General features: G+C 62.7%; 30 protein-coding genes and 1 pseudogene. 17 read left to right on the top strand and 14 right to left on the bottom strand.

The annotated features are described in order from the left end of the window. The first annotated feature begins 13 nt into the window (after positions 1–13). Together UP06_RS41370 and UP06_RS02375 are read left to right on the top strand one after the other, a co-directional pair. Positions 14–178 carry a hypothetical protein gene (locus UP06_RS41370; RefSeq protein ID WP_197087105.1) on the top strand — a complete coding sequence of 55 codons (165 nt, stop codon included), beginning with the start codon at positions 14–16 and terminating at the stop codon, positions 176–178. Positions 179–278: 100 nt separating this feature from the next. Beyond that, entirely contained in the window at positions 279–491 is a 213-nt protein-coding gene (locus tag UP06_RS02375) for a hypothetical protein (RefSeq protein WP_156162720.1), read from the top strand. On the opposite strand, the gene UP06_RS02370 is transcribed toward UP06_RS02375, so the two are convergent. Next, positions 488–922 (bottom strand): COG4315 family predicted lipoprotein, encoded by a 435-nt coding sequence (locus tag UP06_RS02370; RefSeq protein WP_045000137.1) that lies wholly within the window; start codon positions 920–922, stop codon positions 488–490. The genes UP06_RS02375 and UP06_RS02370 overlap by 4 nt on opposite strands. A 119-nt stretch (positions 923–1,041) precedes the next feature. Next, on the bottom strand, positions 1,042–1,506 hold the full coding sequence (locus UP06_RS02365; protein WP_045000134.1) for a MarR family winged helix-turn-helix transcriptional regulator: 465 nt from the start codon (positions 1,504–1,506) through the stop codon (positions 1,042–1,044). A gap of 104 nt (positions 1,507–1,610) precedes the next feature. On the opposite strand from UP06_RS02365, the gene UP06_RS02360 reads away from it, so the two are divergent. The 3 genes from UP06_RS02360 to UP06_RS02350 all read left to right on the top strand — a co-directional run bounded on the left by UP06_RS02360 (position 1,611) and on the right by UP06_RS02350 (position 5,084). Next, positions 1,611–3,530: an FAD-binding monooxygenase gene (locus UP06_RS02360; protein WP_045000132.1), complete on the top strand. Its 1,920-nt coding sequence runs from the start codon at positions 1,611–1,613 to the stop codon at positions 3,528–3,530. 140 nt (positions 3,531–3,670) lie between these two features. After that, the gene (locus tag UP06_RS02355; protein ID WP_045001082.1) at positions 3,671–4,642 is read left to right on the top strand and encodes an SH3 domain-containing protein; all 972 of its coding nucleotides are present in this window, start codon (positions 3,671–3,673) and stop codon (positions 4,640–4,642) included. Positions 4,643–4,805: 163 nt separating this feature from the next. Further along, positions 4,806–5,084, top strand: a complete 279-nt coding sequence (locus UP06_RS02350) for a hypothetical protein (protein WP_045001080.1) — start codon at positions 4,806–4,808, stop codon at positions 5,082–5,084. A gap of 15 nt (positions 5,085–5,099) precedes the next feature. On the opposite strand, the gene UP06_RS02345 is transcribed toward UP06_RS02350, so the two are convergent. Beyond that, positions 5,100–5,363 carry a DUF3551 domain-containing protein gene (locus UP06_RS02345; RefSeq protein ID WP_045001078.1) on the bottom strand — a complete coding sequence of 88 codons (264 nt, stop codon included), beginning with the start codon at positions 5,361–5,363 and terminating at the stop codon, positions 5,100–5,102. Between UP06_RS02345 and UP06_RS41915 the strand changes: the two genes are divergently transcribed. Beyond that, positions 5,350–5,685 carry a hypothetical protein gene (locus UP06_RS41915; protein ID WP_245305381.1) on the top strand — a complete coding sequence of 112 codons (336 nt, stop codon included), beginning with the start codon at positions 5,350–5,352 and terminating at the stop codon, positions 5,683–5,685. The two genes, UP06_RS02345 and UP06_RS41915, sit on opposite strands and share 14 nt — an antisense overlap. Before the next feature lie 74 nt (positions 5,686–5,759). After that, positions 5,760–6,077, top strand: a complete 318-nt coding sequence (locus UP06_RS02335) for a hypothetical protein (RefSeq protein WP_156162775.1) — start codon at positions 5,760–5,762, stop codon at positions 6,075–6,077. Positions 6,078–6,095: 18 nt separating this feature from the next. On the opposite strand, the gene UP06_RS02330 is transcribed toward UP06_RS02335, so the two are convergent. Further along, the gene (locus UP06_RS02330; protein ID WP_045000128.1) at positions 6,096–6,665 is read right to left on the bottom strand and encodes a TetR/AcrR family transcriptional regulator; all 570 of its coding nucleotides are present in this window, start codon (positions 6,663–6,665) and stop codon (positions 6,096–6,098) included. Continuing rightward, positions 6,665–7,009 carry a DMT family transporter gene (locus tag UP06_RS02325; RefSeq protein ID WP_045000126.1) on the bottom strand — a complete coding sequence of 115 codons (345 nt, stop codon included), beginning with the start codon at positions 7,007–7,009 and terminating at the stop codon, positions 6,665–6,667. The genes UP06_RS02330 and UP06_RS02325 overlap by 1 nt, the downstream gene beginning before the upstream one ends. Positions 7,010–7,185: 176 nt before the next feature. Here UP06_RS02325 and UP06_RS02320 point away from each other — a divergent pair, with 176 nt between their 5' ends. Both UP06_RS02320 and pdxY read left to right on the top strand, forming a co-directional pair. Next, positions 7,186–7,827 (top strand): FMN-binding negative transcriptional regulator, encoded by a 642-nt coding sequence (locus UP06_RS02320; RefSeq protein WP_045000124.1) that lies wholly within the window; start codon positions 7,186–7,188, stop codon positions 7,825–7,827. A gap of 134 nt (positions 7,828–7,961) precedes the next feature. After that, positions 7,962–8,774, top strand: a complete 813-nt coding sequence (gene pdxY / locus UP06_RS02315) for a pyridoxal kinase (RefSeq protein ID WP_045000122.1) — start codon at positions 7,962–7,964, stop codon at positions 8,772–8,774. A gap of 8 nt (positions 8,775–8,782) precedes the next feature. Here the strand turns inward: pdxY and UP06_RS02310 are convergent, their stop codons facing one another. Then, on the bottom strand, positions 8,783–10,081 hold the full coding sequence (locus UP06_RS02310) for a M15 family metallopeptidase domain-containing protein (protein WP_045000120.1): 1,299 nt from the start codon (positions 10,079–10,081) through the stop codon (positions 8,783–8,785). A 312-nt stretch (positions 10,082–10,393) separates the two neighbouring features. On the opposite strand from UP06_RS02310, the gene UP06_RS02305 reads away from it, so the two are divergent. Further along, entirely contained in the window at positions 10,394–10,558 is a 165-nt protein-coding gene (locus tag UP06_RS02305; protein ID WP_045001074.1) for a Flp family type IVb pilin, read from the top strand. Between the two features lie 182 nt (positions 10,559–10,740). Further along, positions 10,741–10,995, top strand: a complete 255-nt coding sequence (locus UP06_RS02300; protein ID WP_045001073.1) for a hypothetical protein — start codon at positions 10,741–10,743, stop codon at positions 10,993–10,995. Positions 10,996–11,396: 401 nt separating this feature from the next. Here UP06_RS02300 and UP06_RS02295 read toward each other — a convergent pair whose 3' ends face one another. Then, the gene (locus UP06_RS02295; RefSeq protein ID WP_245305379.1) at positions 11,397–12,044 is read right to left on the bottom strand and encodes a bifunctional transcriptional activator/DNA repair enzyme AdaA; all 648 of its coding nucleotides are present in this window, start codon (positions 12,042–12,044) and stop codon (positions 11,397–11,399) included. Between the two features lie 111 nt (positions 12,045–12,155). Between UP06_RS02295 and UP06_RS02290 the strand changes: the two genes are divergently transcribed. Next, positions 12,156–12,572 carry a nuclear transport factor 2 family protein gene (locus tag UP06_RS02290; RefSeq protein ID WP_045000119.1) on the top strand — a complete coding sequence of 139 codons (417 nt, stop codon included), beginning with the start codon at positions 12,156–12,158 and terminating at the stop codon, positions 12,570–12,572. An 88-nt stretch (positions 12,573–12,660) separates the two neighbouring features. Next, positions 12,661–13,581: a DMT family transporter gene (locus UP06_RS02285; RefSeq protein ID WP_045000117.1), complete on the top strand. Its 921-nt coding sequence runs from the start codon at positions 12,661–12,663 to the stop codon at positions 13,579–13,581. Between the two features lie 15 nt (positions 13,582–13,596). Here the strand turns inward: UP06_RS02285 and UP06_RS02280 are convergent, their stop codons facing one another. The 3 genes from UP06_RS02280 to UP06_RS02265 all read right to left on the bottom strand — a co-directional run bounded on the left by UP06_RS02280 (position 13,597) and on the right by UP06_RS02265 (position 15,419). Further along, complete coding sequence (locus tag UP06_RS02280) at positions 13,597–13,839, bottom strand: hypothetical protein (RefSeq protein ID WP_045000115.1); 243 nt, start codon at positions 13,837–13,839, stop codon at positions 13,597–13,599. A gap of 280 nt (positions 13,840–14,119) precedes the next feature. Continuing rightward, positions 14,120–14,470: a zinc ribbon domain-containing protein YjdM gene (locus tag UP06_RS02270; RefSeq protein WP_045001069.1), complete on the bottom strand. Its 351-nt coding sequence runs from the start codon at positions 14,468–14,470 to the stop codon at positions 14,120–14,122. A 109-nt stretch (positions 14,471–14,579) separates the two neighbouring features. Continuing rightward, positions 14,580–15,419, bottom strand: a complete 840-nt coding sequence (locus UP06_RS02265) for a PhzF family phenazine biosynthesis protein (protein ID WP_045000111.1) — start codon at positions 15,417–15,419, stop codon at positions 14,580–14,582. A gap of 118 nt (positions 15,420–15,537) precedes the next feature. Between UP06_RS02265 and UP06_RS02260 the strand changes: the two genes are divergently transcribed. Next, positions 15,538–16,383 carry an FkbM family methyltransferase gene (locus UP06_RS02260; protein ID WP_045000109.1) on the top strand — a complete coding sequence of 282 codons (846 nt, stop codon included), beginning with the start codon at positions 15,538–15,540 and terminating at the stop codon, positions 16,381–16,383. A gap of 615 nt (positions 16,384–16,998) precedes the next feature. Here UP06_RS02260 and UP06_RS02255 read toward each other — a convergent pair. Beyond that, positions 16,999–17,796, bottom strand: a complete 798-nt coding sequence (locus UP06_RS02255) for a transglycosylase SLT domain-containing protein (RefSeq protein WP_045000108.1) — start codon at positions 17,794–17,796, stop codon at positions 16,999–17,001. Between the two features lie 281 nt (positions 17,797–18,077). On the opposite strand from UP06_RS02255, the gene UP06_RS02250 reads away from it, so the two are divergent. The 3 genes from UP06_RS02250 (at position 18,078) to UP06_RS02240 (ending at position 20,086) form a co-directional block, all read left to right on the top strand. Next, complete coding sequence (locus UP06_RS02250; protein ID WP_045000106.1) at positions 18,078–19,136, top strand: acyl-CoA desaturase; 1,059 nt, start codon at positions 18,078–18,080, stop codon at positions 19,134–19,136. Positions 19,137–19,315: 179 nt separating this feature from the next. Beyond that, positions 19,316–19,870 (top strand): hypothetical protein, encoded by a 555-nt coding sequence (locus UP06_RS02245; RefSeq protein ID WP_045000104.1) that lies wholly within the window; start codon positions 19,316–19,318, stop codon positions 19,868–19,870. A gap of 21 nt (positions 19,871–19,891) precedes the next feature. Then, positions 19,892–20,086: a hypothetical protein gene (locus tag UP06_RS02240; RefSeq protein ID WP_045000102.1), complete on the top strand. Its 195-nt coding sequence runs from the start codon at positions 19,892–19,894 to the stop codon at positions 20,084–20,086. 104 nt (positions 20,087–20,190) lie between these two features. On the opposite strand, the gene UP06_RS02235 is transcribed toward UP06_RS02240, so the two are convergent. From UP06_RS02235 to gmk, 3 genes and pseudogenes are all read right to left on the bottom strand, one after another. Continuing rightward, positions 20,191–21,240 carry a prolipoprotein diacylglyceryl transferase gene (locus UP06_RS02235; RefSeq protein ID WP_245305378.1) on the bottom strand — a complete coding sequence of 350 codons (1,050 nt, stop codon included), beginning with the start codon at positions 21,238–21,240 and terminating at the stop codon, positions 20,191–20,193. Positions 21,241–21,502: 262 nt separating this feature from the next. Next, complete coding sequence (locus tag UP06_RS02230; RefSeq protein ID WP_045000100.1) at positions 21,503–22,012, bottom strand: ParB N-terminal domain-containing protein; 510 nt, start codon at positions 22,010–22,012, stop codon at positions 21,503–21,505. Between the two features lie 895 nt (positions 22,013–22,907). Then, positions 22,908–23,540, bottom strand: a pseudogene (gene gmk / locus UP06_RS02225) (guanylate kinase); the annotation flags it as partial. Between the last annotated feature and the right edge of the window lie 97 nt (positions 23,541–23,637).

Raw genomic sequence — 23,637 nt, 5'->3', positions numbered from 1 at the left:
CTCGGGCGGAAACATGAAGAGTGTTGCAGCGCTTGGCGCCGGCATGGTGATTGCGGCTGTTGCTACGCTCTGGTTCGCAACCGGGCCCGTGGTGGTGACGCCGAAGGTCCGGCCGCTTCAGGTGAATCCGAATATGCCGGCGTTCAAGCCTGTGCCGTCGCCCTTGCAGGCGGAGTAAGTCGGCCAGCCGATTTTGGAACCGCGAAAGGTGAAGTGCTTCACACGCGTTTTGCTGCAGATGCGCTATGCCTCAATGGCTCGTTGCCATTGGAGGCACCATGCAGAAATTTCTTTATCAATTGAACGAGACGGACCGCCGGATTGTACGTAAATGGCGGTTGGTGACCCTCGGCTTCTATGGGTCGATTCTGGCCGGAATGGTCGTGTACATGGCGCTGAACTGGAACGCGGAGGTGAATTACGCCTCGGTCGATTCCACGGCCCACGCGAAGCTCGTAGGCACTGACGGACGCGCGCCGTTCCGGCCTTAATCTTCAGGCCGAGCGACGCGCCATTGCAGTGTGGTGGCGATGCCGTTGGCTTCGCCCGGCGCCTTGTCGGCCACTGACGTGTAGAGCGGGCGATAGCGGAAGGCCCACATCTTGCTGCCGTCCTTGCGCGTGATCGGCGTGAAATCGCCGATCGCCTGGGCATCCGCGGGAGCAGCCAGCGGAATCCAGGCCTCCGCGCATTTGCCGTCACAGCTCGATGTCTTGCCGCTGGTGTCGCGCTCGTAGAAATAGAGCGTCATGCCCTTGAGGTCGACCAGCTTGGAACCCTGTTTGGTCAGAACGGCACGTGCCGGCGAAGTCATGGCGTCGGGCTTCGGCGCAGGAGCGGCTTCGCCGCCGCCGTGCCCGTTCGCAAGCGCAGGGACGGTCGAGAGCGCAACCGCTGCGGCAACAATAACGAACCTGAACATCCGAAACTCCAAACCGGCAAAGTTAATCGCGCGTTAAGCGCCGAATTGGGTCGACGGTAGCAGCCGAAGGTTAGCTCCAGGTTTCATCGCACTGCGACAATTGCGGACCCGAATACCACCTAAGCCTGCATATCGCGCAACGGCGCGCGGCTGAGCTCATTGCCGGCGGCGATAGCCTTGTGCAGCAGCCGCATCAGCTCCTCGCCTTCCTTCGCGCTGAGCCCACGCAGCATGATGCGCTGCGCGGAGTCGACAGCTGGCGTGATCTTGCGCAACGTGCGTTTGCCTTCGTCGGTGATCTCGAGCTCGCGAGCGCGGCGGTCGCGGCTGGAGGCGCGGCGCTCCGCAAGGCCCTTCTGCACCAGGCGATCGATTACGCCGGTGATGGTGGTGCGGTCATAGGCAATCAGTCCGGCCAGCGTCACCTGGTCGAGTCCAGGATTGGCTTTGATGGTCGCAAGCGCCGCATATTGTACCGGCGTGAGGTCGAAGCCGGCATCGCCGACCTCGGCCAGAAACACCGCGACCGCGATCTGCTGGAACCGGCGCGCCAGGTGCCCGGGCATGTCGTTGTTGTCTCTCACCAGATTCTCCTCAGCCAGCGGGGCCGCGTCCGATCATTGACAAGTATACTGATAGTCAGCATACTGAGCAATATCCAAATAGAACATCGGCGGGAGAGGTGCTCATGCAATTCCATCTGAATGGATTCCTGCCGGGCGACCCTGAAATCGCCGATCCCGCCGAGCGCATTCTGGCCTCGGGTGCGTCAGGACCAGTGCCTGACGAGGTCGATGTTCTCATCGTCGGCTGCGGGCCCGCGGGCCTGACGCTCGCCGCCCAGCTGGCGCAATTCCCTGACATCAAGACCTGCATCGTCGAACAGAAGCCGGGCCGGCTCTCGGTCGGCCAGGCCGACGGCATCGCCTGCCGCACCATGGAGATGTTCCACGCATACGGTTTTAGCGAGCGCGTGCTGAAGGAAGCCTATTGGGTCAACGAGACGACGTTCTGGAAGCCGGACGAGCGGTCACCGGAGAAGATCGTCCGTAGCGGAAGGGTGCAGGACGTCGAGGACGGGTTGTCGGAATTCCCGCATGTCATCCTCAACCAGGCGCGCATCCATGACGGATTTCTCGATGTCATGCGGAAGTCGCCGGCCAAGCTCGAGCCCTATTATGGCCGACGCCTGCTCGACCTCCATGTCGACCCGGCCGCAGGTCCCACCGACCATGCCGTGATCGTCCGCCTCGAACGCGATGCCGCAAACGAGGGCAAGGTCGAGACCATCAAGGCGCGCTATGTCGTCGGCTGCGACGGCGCGCGCAGCACGGTGCGCAAATCAATCGGTCGCGAGCTGCACGGCGATTCCGCCAACCACGCCTGGGGCGTGATGGACGTGCTGGCGGTGACCGATTTTCCGGACATCCGCTTCAAGGTGTTGATCCAGTCGGCGAAGGACGGCAGCCTGCTCATCATCCCGCGCGAGGGCGGCTACATGGTCCGCCTCTATGTCGAGCTGGCCAAGCTCGATGTCGGCGAACGCGTCGCCAACCGCAACATCACCGCCGATGATGTGATCGCGAAGGCGCAGCGGATCCTTGCTCCCCACAAGCTCGAGGTGAAGGAGATCGCCTGGTGGTCGGTCTATGAGATCGGCCAGCGCCTGACCGACAAGTTCGACGACGTGCCGGACGCCGAGATCGATACGCGCCTGCCGCGCATCTTCATCGCCGGTGATGCCTGCCATACCCACAGCCCGAAGGCGGGGCAGGGCATGAACGTCTCGATGCAGGACGCGTTCAATCTCGGCTGGAAGCTCGCCAAGGTCATCCGCAAGCAATGCGCACCTCACCTGCTGCATTCCTATTCGGCAGAGCGCCAGGCGGTCGCGAGTGAGCTGATCGACTTCGATCGCGAATGGGCCGGAATTCTGGCCTCCGCTGCCAAGGCCGGCGGTGCCGATGCGGCCAGGACGCAGGACTATTTCGTCAGGCACGGCCGCTACACAGCGGGCACGGCGACGCATTACCGTCCGTCGGTCCTCACTGGAGCGACATCCCATCAACATCTCGCGCAAGGTCTCGCCATCGGTACGCGCTTTCACTCTGCGCCGGTGATCCGGCTTGCGGACGCAAAGCCTGTCCATCTCGGCCACGCCGCGCAGGCGGACGGCCGTTTCCGCATCTACGCGTTTTCGCGCGCGGAAGATCCCGCGGCGGCAGGCTCTGCCATTCGCGCGTTATGCAACTTCCTCACCGAAGCGCGGGAATCCCCGGTGCGGAGATATACGCCTGTTGGAGCCGACATCGACAGCGTGATCGATCTGCGCGCGGTGTTCCAGATGGATCATCGCGAGCTTGCGCTCGAGGCGATGCCCGCGCTGCTGCTGCCGCGCAAGGGGCGCTACGGCCTGATCGACTACGAGAAGATCTACTGCCCTGATCTCAAGAGCGGCCGCGACGTCTTCGCCATGCGCGGCATCGATCGCAAGGCCGGCTGCATGGTCGTGGTGCGGCCGGATCAGTATGTCGCGCAGGTGCTGCCGCTTAATGATTTCGCTGCGCTCGCAGCGTATTTCGACGCCTTCATGTTGCAGGTGAACTGAGGCGTGCTCCTCTGATGAATGGCGGATGAATATCGAACTCCGCGCGCGGCGTGCCTCTCAATCTTTTGGCTGATGCGACATTTGCGCGCGGAACGCTTTATTCCGTTCGCGCGTTCCGCCTCTCAGAGGAGGACTTCGCCATGAGACTCAGAACCGCTTTGGTTGCCGCATTGCTGCTCGCTCCGACGGCCGCGCTGGCCGCGCCGGGCATCGTCACCGTCTCGACCGGCCTGCGCGCCGGTCCGGGATCGGGCTTTCCCCTGGTCGATCGCGTCCCCGAAGGGGCCCGCGTCAACATCCATGGTTGCCTGCGCGGCAATGCCTGGTGCGACGTGAGTTTCTCCGACGATCGCGGCTGGGTGTCGTCGCAATATCTCGAATATCTCTACCGCAATCACTACGTCTATCTCCCAGACTATGTCGACGAGGTCGACGTGCCCGTCGTTCCTTTCGTGCTGAGTTCATACTGGTCGAGCTACTACGAGGCGCGGCCCTGGTATCGCCGTCACGCCTACTGGAACAACTACTGGAGCTCGCATGAGCGTATCGCGACGCGAATGACGCTCGATCCGCACGCCGCCCGCATCGGCCGCGCGGCGACACGTGACGCGACCGTCGCGTTGGGCCGCAACGATGCCAAGAGCGATGCCAAGCGCAACACCGCGATCTCCGGACGTGACGCTGCGACGGCACGGCATGACGCCACCATCGCCAAGCGCGACGCCGCGATTGCGGCCGACCGCACGCGTGGCGGACGAAGCGACCGCTTCGTGAATGAGCGGTCCAATGTGCAGACCCGTAGCCCGCACGATGCGCAGGCGCGGATGATGCATGATCATGCGGCGAGCCACGCAGCGGTGCGTGCCCAGCCGATGGTGCGGCCGCATGAAGCGCCGCGCGTATCGGCCGCGCCAGCGGCTCGGCCCGCGATGCCGCATATGGCTCAGCCGAACGTCAGCCATGGATCACCGATGAACGCCCATGCGCAGATGCCGGCGCCGCGCGCCGCTGCACCTGTCATGCCGCATGCTGGCGGCGGTGCGCCACACGTGAATGCGGCCCCGCATGGCGGCGCGCCCGCTGGCGGCCCCGGTGGCCACCAGAAGCACTAGCGATCCCGAAAAGCCCGGCCATTGTGCCGGGCTTTTTGTTGAGCCGGGCGCAAGGCGCCGACAATTTGAACCAGTTTTTCGCGGGCAGATTTCATCGATCGTAATATCTCTATCGAAAGCTGTAAGCATCCACTCGGGGCAGGCGGGGCACGGGAGGATGACGATGAGACAAGGTCAGGCGGAGACGCGCCGCCAAAATGTCGCGAAGCGGTCGATGACCAAAGAGGCCAAGCAACTGTCCGGCTTGATCGCCGGCCTGCGCAAATCGCTCGATAGCATCCACAAGGAGCGGGCGAGTACCAAGCTCTCAGGCGCCGAGATGGGCCTGCTCGACGAGCGCCGCAACAATCTGTTGCTGACCATTGCTGCCCTGGACGACCGTCTGTCGGCCGTGCAGGGGCTGATCGATCTCGGCCGTCCACACGTCATCCGCGTCCACTGAGCGGATCGCAGGGCGCTATCGGTTCCGTCGCGGCGGCGATGGGCCCAAGCCCGGCTGGCGGCTCTGCACCACATAGGGATTGGCATAGCACTGGGCGGCCTGCCCGGAGGCGGTTGCCGTGCACTGAGCCATCGACATGAAGCTGCAATCGATCGTGTTGCCGTCGATGGTGTAGACCTCGATGCAGACCGGATAGCGCGGATCGTAGGTCTGCGCGGCCGCAGGCACAGCGGCGAACAAGCCCGCCGCAAGCAAAATCGCGTTCATGTTGGTGCGCATGATCAACCTCCGCCGCTCGGCTGGAACCGGTGTCGGCACAATGCTGCCGCGGACGGCACCAAATTGCCACGCTCCCGGCGAATTGCCGCCAAAGCCCGCTGCCACGACGAGAGCGGTGCAGGGTAACGCATGGGGATGCGCATTGGCCTATAAAATGGTCGCAGAACGCGACAATGAGAAATACAGTTTTGCCCGTGAGAGCCGGTTGCTCATCGTGGCAAAAGCAAAGGTTTGGGCGAGCGAGGGGTGGCGGGTCGTCATCACCGATCAGGACGGCAAGGCCTACGCGCCGCCCGAATTCGATCAGTTGCTGGCGGCGTGATCGCAAGACGGGGCTAGGGGACGACTTTGATATCGCTATTTCGATCGGGGCGCGAAGTTATCGCGCCTCTGACGATTCTTGTGGCCGCCGTCGCGCTGACGGCGACGGTCGCCTCCGCGCAAAATCTCGACGCCGGCAAATCAGCCGAAAAGCTGTTCGCCGACGGTTGCACGACCTGCCATCGCAGTCCGCGCGGACTTGCGAAGGGGCGTTTCAGCCTCACGCTCTCCTGGTTCCTGCAGGACCATTACGCGTCCGGTTCCGACACCGCGAAGGCGCTTGCCGCCTATCTAGAATCGGTTGATGTGCCGCCGCCACGGGCCGCCGCGAAGCCGGGGGCAAAGCCATCCCGATCCGCGCCGCGTCCGCCCAAGCCGGCGCAGGCACAGTAACTGCCATTCCGGGTTGAGCTACCCGCGCCGATGGGTCTGCGCGATCAGCCGGTCGTGCACGGCGCGGAGGTCAGCGTTCATCCGGGTCTGTCCTGTCGTGATGTAGGACAGCCATGCGCCGTCGGCGGCGAGGCGCACGATCTGGAGCTCGGGTGCGCCGTCGGTCGTGCGATGGCGCTTCAAGCGCGCCTTCATCCAGTCGTTCCAGAGCTGGCGCAGCGAGGGGTCGGTGACAACGACCATGCTCAGCGCAGCCCAAGGCGTGGCGAAGCCGAAGGCCTTGCCCGTGAACACGGCGTTCACGTAAGCGCGCGTAAAACTGCCGCGCGGCTTCGCATCCGCCGCGATGGCGGCGTCGATCTCGGCATCGACGCGGGCGAGCAGATCGGCGAACAAGCCCTCGATCAGGGCCTGCTTGCTTCCAAAATGATGAAACAATCCGCCTTTGGTGACGCCGGCAGCCGCCGCCACCGCCTGCACCGTGACGCCGGACACGCCATGGTCCATGGCGATCGCCGCGGCGCAGTCGAGCAGGGCGCGGCGGACCTGTTCGGGCTGCTTGGTGCGGGTGTAGGCGTTTGCCGGCATCAGTGAGCCGTGGTCCCCGAGAACAGGTTGATGACCACGACCCCCGATACGATCAGCGCGATGCCGACGAAGGCTGCGGCGTCCAGCATCTGGAGGAACAGCACGAAGGAGACGGTCGCGGTCAGGATGATGCCGACGCCGCCCCAGATCGCGTACGCAATGCTCAACGGGATGACCCGGATCGCCACCGACAGCGCGTAGAACGAGGCGACGTAGAACAGCACCATCGCCAGCGTCGGCCAGGGCCGCGTGAACTGCGCGGACTGCTGAAGAAAGGCGGACGCCGTGACCTCGAGGACGATGGCAAGGGCGAGCGCTGCATAGGCATTGAATGCGGTGGTCATGGCAAACTCGAGTGTAGGCGCAGGAAAGATACCGCGCGGTAGGTATGTTTAACAGGCAGATCGTGGCTTTTCGGTGGGCTGGCCATGCCTAGGGAGCATACTACTCAGACGTGACGAACCCGCGACGAATCGTTAGCCTCTCCGCGTCCTCTCTTCCAGAGATCGAGTGCCACGCCATGCATGTCCTTCGGCCCCAGTTTCGCATCGAGGAGCAACGCGCGCTGGAGTTTGCGGGCCGGCGCGGCTTCGGCATGATCGTCGTGGCGGATGCGACGGGCCCGCGCGCCTCGCATGTGCCGTTCGTATTGGCCGAGCGCGACGGACGAACGATCGTGCAGCTCCATTTCACCGCCAGGAACCCACTGGTCGAGCTTGCCGACGGCACGCGCCGATTCCTGCTGATCGTCGCCGGCGACGATGCCTACATCTCCAACGACTGGTATTCCTCGCCCGACAACGTCTCGACCTGGCTCTACGAGGCCGTGCACCTGTCGGGCGTGGCGCATCTGCGGGGGCAGGCCGAGAACCGCGGCCATGGTGATGCGCTGCTTGCGGTCGCGGAGGCTCGGCTGCCGAAGCAACCCTGGGATCTCCAGCAGATGGAGGCAGCCAAGCGCGAGAGCATGCTGGCGGCCATACGTGTGATCGATCTCGTGGTCGATCAGGTCGAGGGGCAGGCCAAGCTCAACCAGCACAAGAGCGATGCGGACCATGTCGCGGTCGCCGACCGACTGGCGCGGTCGGAGGAGACCGGGCACCGGCGGCTGGCGCGGACGATGCGGGCTCTGCGGCCGGGGCTTGATTATGATTTGCCATAGGCCCGTAGCCCGGATGGAGCGAAGCGTAATCCGGGAATCATGCCGTGGGCGCGAGTCCCGGATTACGCTTCGCTCCATCCGGGCTACGATTGCGATGCTTGCGTCGCGCTACGATTGACCTTACGGACCTCTGCATGCTCGTCATCTCCATTCAAAGCCAGGTGGTCCACGGCCATGTCGGCAACAGCGCGGCCGTCCATGCCATGCAGGCGGAGGGCGTGAACGTTGCGGCGGTGCCGACGACGCTGCTGTCGAACCATCCGCGCTATCCGACCTTGCGCGGGCGCGTGCTCGAGGCCGAGCTGGTCGCCGATCTCCTTAAAGGCGTCGAGGAGCGCGATCTCGTCGATGACGCCGCCGTGCTCGTCACCGGCTATCTCGGCTCGCCCGATAACGCGGCCGTCGTCGCCGATTTCGTTGAGAGGGCGCTGACGCGGAATTCGAAGCTGATTTATCTTTGTGATCCCGTGATCGGCGACGACGGCCGCGTCTATGTCGCCGACGGCATTTTGGACGTGGTGCGGCACCGGCTGTTGCCGGCCGCAAATCTGATCACGCCGAACCAGTTCGAGTTGGAGCTGCTCTCCGGCGTCACGATCGCGGATACCGAGGCTCTGCGCGCCGCAGCCGCTGCGATTGCAGGCCAGCGGCGTATCGACATCATCGCCACGGGCTGCGTGCTCACAGATACGCCCGAGGGGCAGGTGGAGACGATTTTGTGCGCGGACGGGCAGTTGTCGCGCTTTGCGACGCCGCTTCTGCCGATCCGTCCCTATGGCACCGGGGATCTCCTGACCGGGTTGGTCGCGGCGCATCTGGCCAAGGGCACAGCGATCGAGGCAGCCGTGCGGCTTGCGGTCGAGACCGTCTTTGCCGTGCTGGTTCGCACGCAGGAGGCAGGATCGGTCGAGATGCGTCTCGTGCCACTGCCGGCGTCAGGCACATAAGACCTGGATTAGGTCGCCCGCTTCGCGGTGGTTTGCGCCGATTTCTGCGGCCTTGCTGGGCTCTTCTGCTCGCGTGCCGCCTGTGCCTTTGGCGGCTTTACGCTTGCCACAGCGCGCACCTTCTTCGGCTTCGCGTTGGTAGCTTCCTTGCGGTCGGTCGCAACGCCACGCTTCGAAATATATTCCAGTCCGTCGATCGGTCCGACATGCGGCGGATCGCGGCCGAGATAGGGCCTGCCAATGCCGAGCCCCTTGCCGTTGGCGTCGACCCATTTCCACAGCACTTCCGTCGAGACCCAGCGCTGCGCGCGATTGTCGCCCTTGGTGCTGACGATATCGGCCGCCATGCCGTGACCGTAGCCGCCGCGAAGACTGCCGCCATGATAGGAGCGGTTGGAGGCCGCCTTCAGGCCGCTCGCAATCTCCTGGCGATAGTCATCACGGAACGCGCTGGTGATTCCCGGCGAGAGGCCGGCGGCTTCGGCAGCGAGCAGCGTGCGAAACAGCTTCTGTTTGAAGCTCTTGTCCATGCCGCCGATGACATAGTCCATCAACGCCATTTTGGTGTGCTCGGCCGCCTTCGGATCCTTCCAGCCAAAATCCTCGTCGACGAGCTTTGTGAAGCTGCGCATCACCGTGACCATCTTGCCCTTGCGCTTGATGGTGACGGCGCGGCGGTCCTCGACCTTGATCGAGTCTTCCTTGGGCGTGCGCTGATAGAGCGCCCAGAGATAGCGGTCGATGCAGACATCCATGACAAAGCATTCGTCGAGCACGGCGACGGTGTCGGCGGACGGCGAGGCCTTGCTCTCGGCCACAGGCCCGCCCGCGATCGCCGCAGGCGACAGCGTCTCCTGTGGCACGACATCGCCTGGATCGGCGGATGCGAGCTTGATGGCGGGCTCCTGGTCCGGCGCGGCTTCGTTGGCGACGGGAGCGGGTTCGGGTGGCATCTGAGGCGCCGGCGAGACCACCGGCAGCATGTCGGTCGGATCGGCCGAGGCGAGCTTGATGACAGGGGCGGGCGTCTCAGTCGTCGCCACCTCGGCGGGCGCGACACTCGGTGTCGCCGCCGCGGCGGCTGCGATATCGGCAGTCAGCGCGATGCCATCGTCGATGGTCGCAGCGCGCGGGATATCGGCGAGCTCGAGGCGGGTGAGATCTTTCGCGCGCGAGACGGCGGCTGCATTGGCGCCGCTGTTCTCGATCAGGGCCGGGGCATAGGCGGAGAGGGACAGTGCCAGCCAGCCGATCATCACGGCCGAGGGGCACGATACTGCTACGATAAGAGACCGCCGATCATTCATGATCCCGCCTCCAAAAGGTTCTGACCCGAACCAGTTTGCACAGCCAAGTACGCGGCGCGTCAAGTGTTCGGGGGAGGATGTGGCGGTGCAATGGCGCAAATCGGCGAAAAAGGGCTTTTCAAGCAAGTGTTGCCCCGGCGCAACGCTGGTTCCCACACGGTTCCCGCGATCGCGAGAGGGAAAAACAGTCAAAAACGGTTCCAGATTACCATCAAATTGAGCGATCAGGATTTACTCAATCTTGGATTGTGGTGGTGCATTGCTGGCCCGCCGGCAACGTCCGGTAGATTTGGGAAGGACGCGATAGTGAAATTGAAATGCATGTTGGCCGCCTTCGTGGCCGATGAATCCGGCGCCACCGCCATCGAATACGGCCTGATCGCAGCGGGCATCGCGCTCGCGATTATCGAAGTGATTTATGCGCTGGGCACCAATCTCGTCGCGAAACTGCAAGCGCTGGCGACTGCATTGAAATAGAGCGGCACCGCTGCCACCGACTCCTCGCAATGAGGACGGTGATAGCGGTGCACAGCGCAAGCCCTTGTGCACATTAAACATATCGCCATGCGCGCGACGCGATGTTGCAATGCAGCAGCGTGTGTCGCAATGCAGCAAATCCCGCTTAGATGTGCTCCGAATCCTCACCCAGGAGCATCACCGTGAAGAAATTGACGTTTTCGATCGCAGCCGCCGCCCTCGCCATTGCAGGCTCGACTGCAACCTTCGCCGCCGAACTGCCGGCCTATGAAGCCAACGGCTTTCCGGTCTCGCCCTTGCAGGTCCGCGTGCTCGGTGCCGCGCACGTCCAGCAAGACGTGACGGCGCCCGCTACGACCGCCACGGTCCATCAGGCAAGCGTTCTGACGCCGCGCAAGCTGAAGACCGCGACGGTGACCACGGGCAGCGCCCGCTAAATTGATATCGGCGTGAGTGCAGTGGGCTCGCGAGACGAGACCCACTGCCTCATCCGACAGGCATGCGCGCGAGGCGTTGCATGCTCATCACGCGAGGGTGATTGATAGCATTCTCTCGCTAGATGCACTGGCTGAGAAGCTTGCGGCCCAAAAAGAGCGCCGTAACGCTCCGATCATGTACAGCCGTTCAAACCGAGTGTGATCTCTTTAATAGTTGCTTTGCAGATCGCGGTGCTTGATGCGCCTGCCGCATTTTGAGCGGCCAATAATTGATTTCATAACGGAGGCCATCGTGCCTGTTGCCCAGAAAGCCGTCATTGCGACCACGTCTTCGCGCGCATTCATTCTCAGGCATGTCGCGCTGTTTGCAGCGGCTGCGTTGTTCGTGTTCGTGCTGAGCCTTACGTATGGGTTGGATCTGAGCCCAGGTTTTTTCTGATAGCCACAATTTGTAGTCCGGATGAGCGAAGCGACTTACGTACTGCGCGCAGGCGCGACGGCGAACGGCCGTAGAGTTCGGTGAACGCGGCGTTGAAACGGCGCAGGCTGCCGAAGCCGGCCTGGAACGCGATATCCGTCATGGTGTGATCGCCGCTGTCGAGCAGGCGCTTGGCGCGCTGGACGCGAAGCGTCTTGGCAAGCTGCTGTGGCGTCGCGCCGACATGCCGCTCGAACAGCCGCGCCAGATGGCGCGATGAGATGCCGAGCCGCTCGGCAAGTGTCACCACTGAGTCCTCGTCCAGCGCGCCCTCATTGATGAGCTTCACTGCGCGTGCGACCGTCGAGCGCGTGCCGTTCCACGCCGGGCAGAATGGGGCGGTCTCGGGACGGCAGCGCAGGCAGGGCCGAAATCCGGCGGCCTCGGCTGCGGCCGCCGTCGGATAATAGGCGACGTTGCGGGTCAGCGGGTGCTTGGCCGGGCAGACCGGACGGCAATAGATGCCCGTGGTCTTCACCGCCGTGAAGAAGCGGCCGTCATAGCGGGGATCGCGGCGCAGGCGCGCGGCGTTGCAGACCTCGAAGCTCAGCATGACCTCATGATAGCGCATGCGATTGTGCTGGGAAGTGCCGCGGGATGACCGAGTCCGATTGTGGCGAGCCGCGCTGAGCATGCCGGCCTAGAAGGCAAGCCTCATGTGAATGCAAACCGGGGAGCCGTCGTGACCAGCCCGAAGGACATCGTACTGAACGCCTGGAAGACCTTTTCATCGCGCGACGCCGACCGTATCGCTGCATTATTCACCGAGGATGCCGAATGGATCGCGCCGAAAGGCAACGCCACCGCGGTCGCGCTCGATCACACCGACCATATGGTCGGAGCACAGCAGATTGCGCGCTTCATCGCGGAGGAGATGCACCGGATGTTCTCGGGTGTCGACATCGCCTTTCGCGGTGTCTATGCCGATGGCGATGTGGTGATCGTGGAGGAGCGGATGCGCGCCACGCTTGCCAGCGGCAAACCCTACGACAACGACTATTGCTTCGTGTTCACGGTGGCGGGGAATCGGATCCGCGAGGTGCGGGAATACATGGACACGCGCAAGGGATGGCGGATGGTGTTCGGTGAGGAAGCGTGATGTGCAGGCCTGTCGCATCGACCTTCGCGTGCCAGCCCTGCAACCGCGTGGGTTGAGCCGCCCAGCCCACTGACATAACGGTTACGCCATGGATCAGCGGACGAGCGGCGCTGACGCTCTCATTCAAAAGAACGATGCGGCGCCGGCACTCATCGGCGTCCTCTCGGGCCTGTCGGCTGCGCTGTTCTGGGCGCTGGGCTTTGCCGGAACACGCCACGGGCTGAAGGTCGGATTCACGCCGGTCGATCTTCTGGTGCATCGCTATATCTGGTCCGGCATCGCGTTCCTGCCGCTGGTGCTGCGTGCGGGTGTCTCGGATCTCTGCGGCATCGGCTGGGGCAGGGGCCTTGCGCTGATGGTGCTCGGCGGCCCCGTGATGTCGCTGATCTCCTACACCGGCTTCCTGTTCGTGCCGCTCGGCCATGGCAGCGTGATCCAGCCGTCTTGCGCGACGCTCGGAGGGCTGCTGCTTGCCGCCGTTTTTCTGAAGGAGCGAATCTCTGCCTCGCGCTTCATCGGCGCGCTCGTCATCGTCGGCGGTCTCTGCGTGATCGGTGCAGAATCGATCGGCCATATCGGGGCCGATGGTGTGCAGGGCGATCTGATCTTCGTCCTCACTGGATTGATGTTCGCCGGCTTTGGCGCGCTGCTGCGTCACTGGCGCGTCTCCGCCGTGTCGGCGGCGCTCGTCATCAACGTGCTGTCGCTCTTGCTGCTACCGATCTACTTCACAACCGGCGGGCTCGCGCGCATTGCGGCGATTGGCGTGAGCGAGAATGCGATTCAGGCGCTGGCGCAGGGCGTGCTCGCAGGCCCCGCCGCGCTCTATCTGTTCGCCGTCTCGGTTCAGCGCCTCGGCGTCGCGCGTGCCGCGGTGTTCCCCGCCTGCGTGCCGGCGCTGACGCTGCTCACCGGCTGGCTGCTGCTCGGCGAGCCGCCAACGGCATTGCAGGCCGCAGGCCTCGTGACGGTGCTGTGCGGATTTTACCTGGCGCAAAGGCAAAGGTGATCGCGGTGCGATCACTCAGTCTCCGACTTCGGCCAACCTGGCTCCTCTGCCCGGAGATTTCGGCAGCTTGCCGAGTTTGGCCTTTGCCTTTTTGACGGTGGCTTTCGCGAGCGCCGGACTTTTTTCGAGCCTGCGTACGATGTGCTTCACGAGGTCCTCCCGGTCGGATTTCTTCTCCAGGGCATAATGCTTGATGGTGATCTCGAGGCGATCCTTCTTCGCGTGATAGTCGTGATCGACTGACGGCTTTTTCGACATGGATGGCCCCTGATGGTGCGGCTGCCTGCGTGACCTTGCGGCATCATAGCTGGGCGTCCGACAAAAATATCGAAAACAACCCCATGCAAAGTAGAAATCGTTGGCGAATTTCGATTTCGGCGATGCCGAATAAAGTTTGCCCCGTCGGACAAAACAGGGGCATTATGCCACGGTGGGACGCATGCGACGGCCAGGCGCCTGACGCATCGTACCTCGCCGCCATCGGGGCCGATTGCTGGGCGTGTAGGCGGATGAGCGCAACGTCATCCACCCGACGCATCTACGCCTTCTTCACGAACTCCGACTTCAGGTTCATCGCGCCGATGCCGTCGATCTTGCAGGCGATGTTGTGGCCGTCGGTGGCGTCCTGGAGGCGGATGTTGCGCACTTTGGTGCCGCCCTTGACGACCGATGAGGAGCCCTTGACCTTGAGGTCCTTCATCACGATGACGCTGTCGCCATCGGTGAGCACATTGCCATGGGCATCGCGCACACCCGCTTCCACCGGCGTATCCGCGGCTGCGGTGGCCGTGGCGCTCCATTCATGGCCGCATTCCGGGCACATCCAGAGATCGCGATCCTGATAGGCATGCTCCGACTGGCAGTTCGGGCATTTGGTGGCGTCGGTCATGATGAGTCTCGTCTCCGGCTGGTGCGCGCGGCGCACCGTAGGGTCGAGGCAGGCGAATGCAAGGGAAACAAGGGATGAGGAGGGCGCTTGCTCGCGCGCGTCCACGGGATCACGCATCGTCCATGAAGCGCGCCGTCCCCGAGACCCGGATCGAGCCGCCCGCCATCTCACCGATCTCCGCGCGGATCAGCGACCGCGCTCCCATGTCTTCGCCCTGGACGATGTCGATGGCGCCGCCGTGCGGCCAGCCGATGTCGCGCAAATAGCCTGCGAACGCGGCGGCGGCAGCACCGGTCGCGGGATCCTCGACGACGCCGCCGGCGGCAAACGCATTGCGGACATGGAACAGCCGCGCCGTCTCTACCGTCACCAGCGCGACGGTGACCAGACCCGCTTTGTCCATCAGCGCGCGGCCCCGTTCGAATTCGTACGTCATGCGCGCGAGTGCGTCGCGCGATCGCAAGGCCAGGACAGCATGATCGGCCCCGCCGTGAATTTTCGCAGGGAGAAGTTTTGGGTCGAGATCGGAGGCTGCGTAGCCAAACAGATCCAGCAACTCATCCCGGAGCGAGGCATCGAGCGGTGCGCTCCGCGTCGGCGGCGATTGCAGCGCCGCTGCAATGGTGGTGCCGTCGCGCCGCCCCGAGACGGAAATGACGGCATCGTTCAGATGCAGCCCGAAACTTCGATCGCCGTAGCGGTGCGCGAGCGCGGCACCGAGCGCGATAGTGGCGTGTCCGCAGAAGGGCACCTCCATCAACGGCGAAAAGTAGCGGACGCGCCAGGCCTCACCCTCGGGCGCGGCAAAGGCGGTTTCCGAGAAGCCGACCTCGGCCGCGATCGCCTGCATCCTCGATGCATCGGGCAGGACCTCGCCGATCCAGACACCGGCGGGATTGCCGCCTCGGCTGCCGTCCGAGAAGGCCGCGATACGGAGGACTGTGGTCATGAGGTGATCCTGTTCATGATGGCGCCGGTGTGAGGGCTGCAAGCTGGTGTCGGGACAAGCTTCGCATAAGCCGGCATTGAGATAGTGGAATCTACTCTGGGTGTGAGGAGATTCTACCATGCCGATCGCGGGGCAAAAGCTGGCCTTTGTCTTGGCCGCGTCCAACCACGGAACGATGATCGTCAATCGCTTCGACTATCGCATGGTCGGGCCTGACCGCGGCTACGGCGTGGGGTTTCAGATCCTCGAAACGGCTGCTTTCGATCCCACGGAAGTCAAGGTCGCTCTCGAATTGCTGGCCTTGCGACGGAAGCACCACGGTGACGGCGTGATCGCCATCGACTGTGGCGCCAATATCGGCGTGCACACGATCGAATGGGCCTCGTCAATGACGGGCTGGGGGTCGGTGATTGCGATCGAAGCCCAGGAGCGGATCTACTATGCGCTGGCGGGCAACATTGCCATCAACAACTGCTTCAATGCGTTGGCGGTGCACGCGGCCGTGTCCTCCGAATCCGGGACGATGGAAATTCCAAATCCGAACTATTTTGCGCCGTCCAGCTTCGGCAGCCTGGAATTGCGGCAGCGCCCGAACAACGAATTCATCGGTCAGCCGATCGACTACAAGGACAACACCGTCTTCATCCGAAAAATGACGCTGGACGATCTCGATCTGCCGCGAACGGATTTCATCAAGATCGATATCGAGGGCATGGAGATGGAGGCCCTTGAGGGGGCTCGGGAGACCATCAAGAGGTATCGCCCGATCCTGTTGATCGAAAAGATCAAGACCGATATCCGGCAACTCGAGCAATGGCTGAAGGACAACGGCTACCAGTTGATGACACTCGGCATCAACATCCTCGCAGTCCATCAAAGCGATGAGAGCCTGAAGGATATCAACCCGCCTCAAAGTGCCGTCCCGCATGCGGAAGCACGCGGCCTTGCGACAATGAATGCCTAGATGAGCTGGTAGGATGGGTGGCTGCGTAGGGTGGGCAAAGCGAAGCGTGCTCACCATGAGTGGCGCAGTTGTTGAGAGATGGTGGGCACGGCGCAAGTGCGCCTTTGCCCACCCTACGGGCTTCGCGCCAGGAATCCGCCAGGAGCCGAGAGCGAATTTCGCTTGCCTTGCTTTGCGTCCTTTTGCACTCTGTTCGCAAGGAGGCCAACGCATGAAAATCATGACTGTCGCGTGCGCTCTCGGAGCTGCCGTGGTGCTGTGCAATCTCGGGACGTCTGGTGCTGACGCCCGGACGCGGAAGGCTCACATCGTTCGTGAACCGCAGGAGAGGCTTATCGTCACGGCACCTGTGATCAGGCCCACGCCGTGGGATTACAATGTTGTTCCACGCTATCGTTATCGCCCTGAGGACGACCGCGTCGATCCCTACGGGCCTCCGCTGGAATCGTCGTGGGTCCGCTATGAGGGTTGGCGGTGGCCGTATTGGTGGTGAAGGCCACCCGGACGCGGAATTGATTGGTCCTTGTAGCCCGGATGGAGCGAAGCGCAATCCGGGGTGTTGCCACAAGGAACGCTGGTCCCGGATTACGCTTCGCTCCATCCGGGCTACGCTCCTCAATTGCTGTCATCCGCCGCAAGCCGCAAAAATTGCCGCTTCATCGCGTTGACCTTGGAGATGTAGGCCGCGACGAGGTGATCGCCGCAGCGCTCGTCGGCGATCATCTGAAACTTGCGGCGCGCGTAGGCTGTGGCGGGACCGGCGCCGCAGAGATGGATGAAGGCGGCCAGATCCTGCCTCTGCTCGCGGCTTGCCTTCACATCGCCCGCGCGGGCGAGAACGTCGGCCACCTGGCGGTCGAGATACACCGATGCCAGCTCAATGGCGTGGCTCGGGATCGCGCGGATATACAAGCTGGAGAACCCGCAGCCGTTGTCCGTCACCGTATTGCCGCGGACGCAGAACCGTGCGGCGTCGGCGAAAGCGGGATCGGTCATCTGGAAGAGGCCGACGGCGCTGGAGGCGGGCCGGTAGATCGCAAGCGGATTGAGGCTCAATCGCCAGCGCCAGTAGGTGCGCGCCACCGGATTGCCTGAACTCTCGACCTGCGCCAGCGCGGCCAGCAATTCCGGCGTGATCGTCGCGGTGGAATGCTTGCGAAACAGCGGCCCGTATTGCCGCCAGTTCTCGGCCGGCTCCTTGTCGAAAGAATTGCCGACAAGGACGAACAGCTCGGTCGGCTTGCGGATGATTTGATAGACGGTGTTCACCAGCACCAGGGCCGCAAGCAGGATCGCCACGCTGCCCGCGATCCGAACCATCCGCGGTGCGCGCGCGAAATTCTTTCGCGCCCACCGCGCGCCCCGCCGGACGCTGCGAAGGCGAGGGAGGAGGCTCGTGCTTTTCCTTGGCATGGGTTTTGTGGGTGCGGGTAAGGCGAGGTGAGCCCTTGCGGAACTCGGACCTGACGGAGTTTGGGGGGACCGGTTCCGCCTTCGCTCCTCGAGCTACGGCGGACAGGTCGCTCCAGCCAGCTTAAGGCCGTGTGGGGATATCACAGCGACGGCTGGTTCCAGAGTTAACCCTCACCGTAATTTTCCGCACTCCCAGGGACGTTCGAGTCCTTGCTGAAGACAACCCGTGGCTGTAGGTTGCGCTGCAGAATAGTTAATTTTGCGTAAATGGAATGACTGAAATGACCGCAGTGCAGGGCGTGGTGTCGGACGACGGTGCTGACCAGACGACGCTACCAAAAATGCCACCCGGCGTGCTTGTTGAAGGCCCGGTGGTCGACGCCAAGTTTTTCGATTCCTATATCGCGTTCGGCCTTATGGTCGGAGGTTCGTTCGCGGCGCTGATCTGGGCATTCTGGCAAGGCATCGGCTGGGTGGAGATTTCGGTCTTCGTCGGCATGTTTCTGCTGACCACGGTCGGGATCGGCTTCATGCATCGCTACTTCGTGCACCGCAGTTTCCGCTGCGGTCCGGTCATGCGGACGATCTTGGCCGCGATCGCCACGCTGGCGGTGCAGGGCTCGATCCTGAAGTGGGTGAGCAACCATCGCCGGCACCACCTTCACTCCGACAAGCCCGGCGATGTCCACAGCCCTTACTATGACGGCGCCGGCAACCGCTTTGCCAGCTTCGCCAAGGGGATGGCGCATGCGCAAGGCGGCTGGGTGTGGGACCGGGAGACCTCTGATGGCGAATACTACGCCAAGGATATTCTGGCCGACCCGATCGCCATGTTCTTCACCCGGACACGCTGGTACTGGTACGCGCTGTCGGCGGTGATCATTCCGGGCGCCATCGGCTACGCGTTCGGCGGCGTGCACACGATGATCGGCTGCGTGCTGTTCTCGGGCCTGTTCCGCAGCTACATCATGACCATGGCCACCTCGCTGGTGAACTCGGTCTGCCATAGCGACGGTAACTACGGTTATCGTCGCTTCGAGACCAATGACGGCACGACCAACGAGTTGGTGACCACGATCCTCACCTTCGGCGAAGGACTGCACAACAACCATCATCGGTTTCCGCGCGACGCCTACCTGTCGCACGCCTGGTACGAGATCGACATCAATGGTCTGATCATCCTGGGGCTCGGGAAACTCGGGCTCGTGCACGACATTTTCGCAGCCGGCAAGCGCCAAGGCTCCCGATCCGCAGATGCGCAGCAGGGCGGCCTTGGGGCCGTCGTCACCCAGAACCCGTTCGACAGCGTCGCCGAAGACCTTCGCTCGTCCGGAAGGTAGCACGTAAGATGGGTTGAGCCCTTGCGAAACCCATCATCTCGGTCCGAGCGATCGAGGGTATCGCTTCGATCCATCCCTCCGAGTTGTCCTGTTGATGCAATTTATGATTGAACTGCGTCGACGTGTGCGCCAAAGATCGGGGTCTTCAATGAGAGGTCGCCGAGAGAAGCGTATCGTCCATGTCCCTGCCGCCTGTCCGCGCATTACTGGGAAGCATCGACGACCTACCGAATGACCTCGACTTCGAAGAGGAGGATGGCTGCATCTATCTTCGGGCTCCGATCGGCCTGAGCGAAGATGATCGGTGGCTTACCCTGATCGATGTCGGCTTCACGCCGCGACGCGATTCGACGCCGCTACCGGATCTGAGATCATTCGACTACCACGAATTCGGATATGAAGTTACCATCCTGGATCAGGTGGGGAAGGTCCCGATCCGATCGACGATGAACAGGGACATTGCAAAAGTCTGGTTGCCGCCCAACTGCTCCCGACTGGTTCTTGATGTGGTAAGTCATTGTTGCCGCAGGCTTTTGCAGGAGCTTACGCCAGGCTATATCTACCGTGTGACCTCTGCCAGGCAGGTTGGGGGACCTGCGCTGCACAAGCACACTTTGGTGACGAATGTGATGCAGAATGAGGGTTACTCGATCCTTATGGACGGAACGGACGATTGGAAGCGGACGTTCTGGCTGATGGGCCGGGAAGGGTTTGACCTGTCCTACCTGAGGTAGGGAGTTCGCGAAGGTTCTGTGATGAACTGGCAAACGTTGATCTCCACCGCACTTAAAGCAATCGGTCTCCGCAAGGAGCGCGAGCAGCGGTCGCATGTCTACGAAGGCATCCGCGAGCGTCGGGGAGAGGAAGCGCAGCGCTATGTCGAACAGGCAAACCGTTCGCTGGCCAAGGTTCGGAAGAAGCGGGACGAGCGGGCCCACGAGTGCACGTAGCGCACTGGGCAGATTGGGTCAGTTGAGCCTGAGAGTTTAGTGCACTGGCACAGCAATTCCAGCGAGCGGCACTCCGCGTCGTCGGCTGATCCGCCGCTAGGGCTTCACCAATCCGGATAGCCGTAGGGGTCGTCCATCATATAGGGCGGGGGCATCCAGCGTCCTCGCGGCGGCGGCCTCGGCCGCCGAGGTGCGGCCGCTTGCACGTGCGGCCGCACAGGCGCAGCCGTCTCGTTGTTCATCACGCTCCGCACGACCGGTTTCGCGGGTGCAGGTGCGGGTGAAGCCGTCGGTTGCGATTGCAGCGCCTGGACCTGCGCGGCGAGGCGCGCATTATCCGCCGCATCCTTCTCCTGCGCGGCCTTGAGCTGTTGAATGGTGTCGGCCTGCTCGCGCAGCGTCTGCTCGTTGCGGCTTTTCAGTTGCTCGAGCTTTCCGTTGATGCTCGCAAGCTCGTTGGTGATGGTCTTGAGCGATTGCGCGAGATCAGACGATGATGGGTCAGGCGCTGTGGCACCGGTTCTAGCGGTGTCAGGTCTTGTAGCGTCGGTTCTTGGAGCGCTTTCCGTTTCCTTGCCAGCCGGCGGGGCGGGCAGCGGACCAGGCCCATCCGCAGCAGCCAGTTGCATGGCCCGCGGCTGCGCCGGATTTTCACCCGCGGACGCTTGCGGGGGCTCATTCGCGCCCGGCGGAGCCCATCGCGCCAGGATCGACTTGGTGATTGTCTTGGCCTCATCACGATAGTGCGAAGCGAAGGCGGCACCGAGAATGCCGATCGCCAGCACGAGGCCAACCAGTGCGCGCAGCATGGGCCGATCTCCCTTCAGGCCTTGATCGCGAAGCTTGTGATCCGGCGGCGGCGCCCTGTCCTTGGGAGTCTTGTCCTCGAGAGTGTTGTTCTCAGAAGTCTTGTCCTCAAGAGTCTTGGCTGCCTCCGCACCGGCGCTTGCTTGCGAGGCCCGCGGGCCTTCGCGGCCGTGTTCCATTCCGGAAACCAGCCGGTCCAGCCGCGCAAGGTCTTGCTCTGCGCTCTTGATCTGGTCGTAGGCCCGCGCCAGCCCGCCATCGGTGCGCACCTCGTCGGGCTTGGGCGCATCAGGCTTTTGGGTCTCAGGCTTCTGATCACCAGGTTTGGGGTCGTTCGCTTCAGGCACCGATGCGCTTTCCACCCAGTCGGGCGTCAATGGGAGTGCGGCAGTCCGATCGTTGGAAGGACAGGTTTCGCCGCCGTCCAACACAACGCGCGTGCGAAGGAGAAATTATGGCGGGTTCGGGGGCGGGGCGGATCGAGGTGCCACACCGAACGGTCGTTCGTAGCCCGGATGAGCGTAGCGACATCCGGGACTTCGAGCGGTTGGATCCCGGATATCGCTACGCTCATCCGGGCTACGCTTGCTCAAGACCTGCAGCCGGACATCAATAGCGGCCGCCGCTGCCCTTTTGCTGCGTGATCCAGTCCGACAATGTTCTCCGTGTCGATCCCGCATTGCCCGGTGCCTTCGGATTGTCGCGAACGCCTTTCGTCGGACGGGTGCGCGGCGCTTCCGTTGCGTTGACGCCCTTCAAGGCAGAAGTCGATGCCTCTGCGGCCTCCTTCTCGAGGCGCAGCTGTTTCAATCGCGCCATCTTGATGCGTTCTGCCTCGACTGCGGGTCCTTCGGACAGCAGCGGCTTGTGTTGAGCAAGCTCCGCCGGGACGATGACACCCATAATGGTTGTCTCGCCGAGCGCCTTGCAGGCTTCGAGCCGATGCAGTCCCTCGACCAGAACGAGGCGGTCTCCGTCGAGCCGAACGGAAATGGGGGCCTGTTGTCCGATGTCCAGAATGCTTTCCGCGATCTCCCCGACGATCTCGGGCTTGATAGCTTTCTTCATTTTCGTGGGAACGAAAATCTTCTCGATCGGGAAGCTCTCCGGTGTGGGCATAATTTGACTCCGCGTCTACCAGGCCCGTCGGAACCCATGCCGGTGGTGTCGGGAGTTTAGAAGGGAAGGGCTCGACCGCAAAGGCAATTCGGCGGCAGGGTGTTGATGAGCAACGAAGCTGGAACCAGTCTGCGATTACGGTGAAAGTTGACACTTGTGCACCAAACGCTAGCCGAATCCGCAGATTGGTAGGACGGAGCGGGTAAGTTGAGCGCACTGTCACCGTTATTCAAAAACAACTTTTCAGAACGTCGAATACCGCTTCAAGTGCTGAATAGACGGAAGAAAACCACTGAGCGTGCATGAGGTGTTCGACAACATGTTTGCCAACAGCCGTCACCCCGCCCTTCACTGCACTCATTGAAAGTTCGTCTACTCGCTGTCGCCATTTGTTTTTTGCGGGATCAGCTATCTGAGCGGCTTCGAGTAGCTTCGGCCCGTCAACGGGCCCCGTTGGAGGTTGCTCTTTTAGGAGCGAGATGAACTGTCGAATTTCCGCTTCGTCAACGCTCAGTCCGTCGTCAAGGGTGGGACCCTGATTGTGGCCCATTCCGGTCGGTCGAGACGCCAGAGCAGTTTCTAATAGAGCGACCCGCGCTTGCAGCAACTCAAAGGCAGCCTCCCATGACTGTGGCGCGTTCGTTTCAACTCGGAAAGAGGCACCCTGAAAGACGTCACCCTGAAAGGTTCGGACGGTGCCCGAACCGGGAGAGCCAATGGCCTGACTACGAGCAGTAAGATCGACGGTACCAGGGCGTTCGCTGTTTCGAGATAAATTGTCCTCAGCAGACGCCTCGCCAGGCGGCTCTGCGGGAGGCCATGGCTGATTATTGTCATCTGCCGATCTCAAATCTTGGTCATGCGATGATGTGGACAAGTTGTTGATCGCGGCACCGAGAGTGCGGATCTGATCGGGCAGCCCAACCCGCCGTTCGCGCTTAAGTCGCTCGGCCTGAAGGATCGACTGCACTTCAGCGAATGCAGCATCGATATCGTGGTTGATGACGACATAGTCGTACTCAGGCCAATGGCTCAATTCGTGGCCGGCGCGGCTCATGCGCCCCCGGATCACCTCCGCCGAATCCTGCGCGCGCGAATGCATCCGCTTTTCAAGGTCGGCCAGGGACGGCGGCAGAATGAACACGCTGACCACGTCGGCACGCGCTTTTTCGCGCAACTGCTGCGTGCCCTGCCAATCAATGTCGAAAAGTACGTCCTGTCTCGCCGACAGCGCGGCCTCGACCGGCGCGCGCGGCGTGCCGTACCGATTACCGAACACAGTTGCCCATTCCAGAAGCTCATGGCGCTTGACCAGGTCCTCGAAGCGGGCCTTGTCGACGAACAGATAATCTCGGCCGTCGACCTCGCCAGGACGCATCGCGCGCGTCGTCACCGAGACCGACTTTCGCAGACCCGGCATGCGGTCCATCAAAAGGTTTGAAAGCGTGGTCGCGCCGGCACCCGAAGGCGCCGATAGCACGAACATCAGGCCACGCCGCTCGATTCCGTCTTCGTCGTGCACCGCCATAAATTCTGAACCGCTCCAGAAGCCGGACCGCCTTTAACTAGGACGCGGACTCATTAAGCCAAGTGAAGGCGGTGGGGTGAGGGAGGCTCCTCCACAC

Source organism: Bradyrhizobium sp. LTSP857, from assembly GCF_000938285.1.
GTDB lineage: Bacteria > Pseudomonadota > Alphaproteobacteria > Rhizobiales > Xanthobacteraceae > Bradyrhizobium.
The sequence above is the reverse complement of the archived record's forward strand: the minus strand, read 5'-3'. Positions and strand labels throughout refer to the sequence as shown.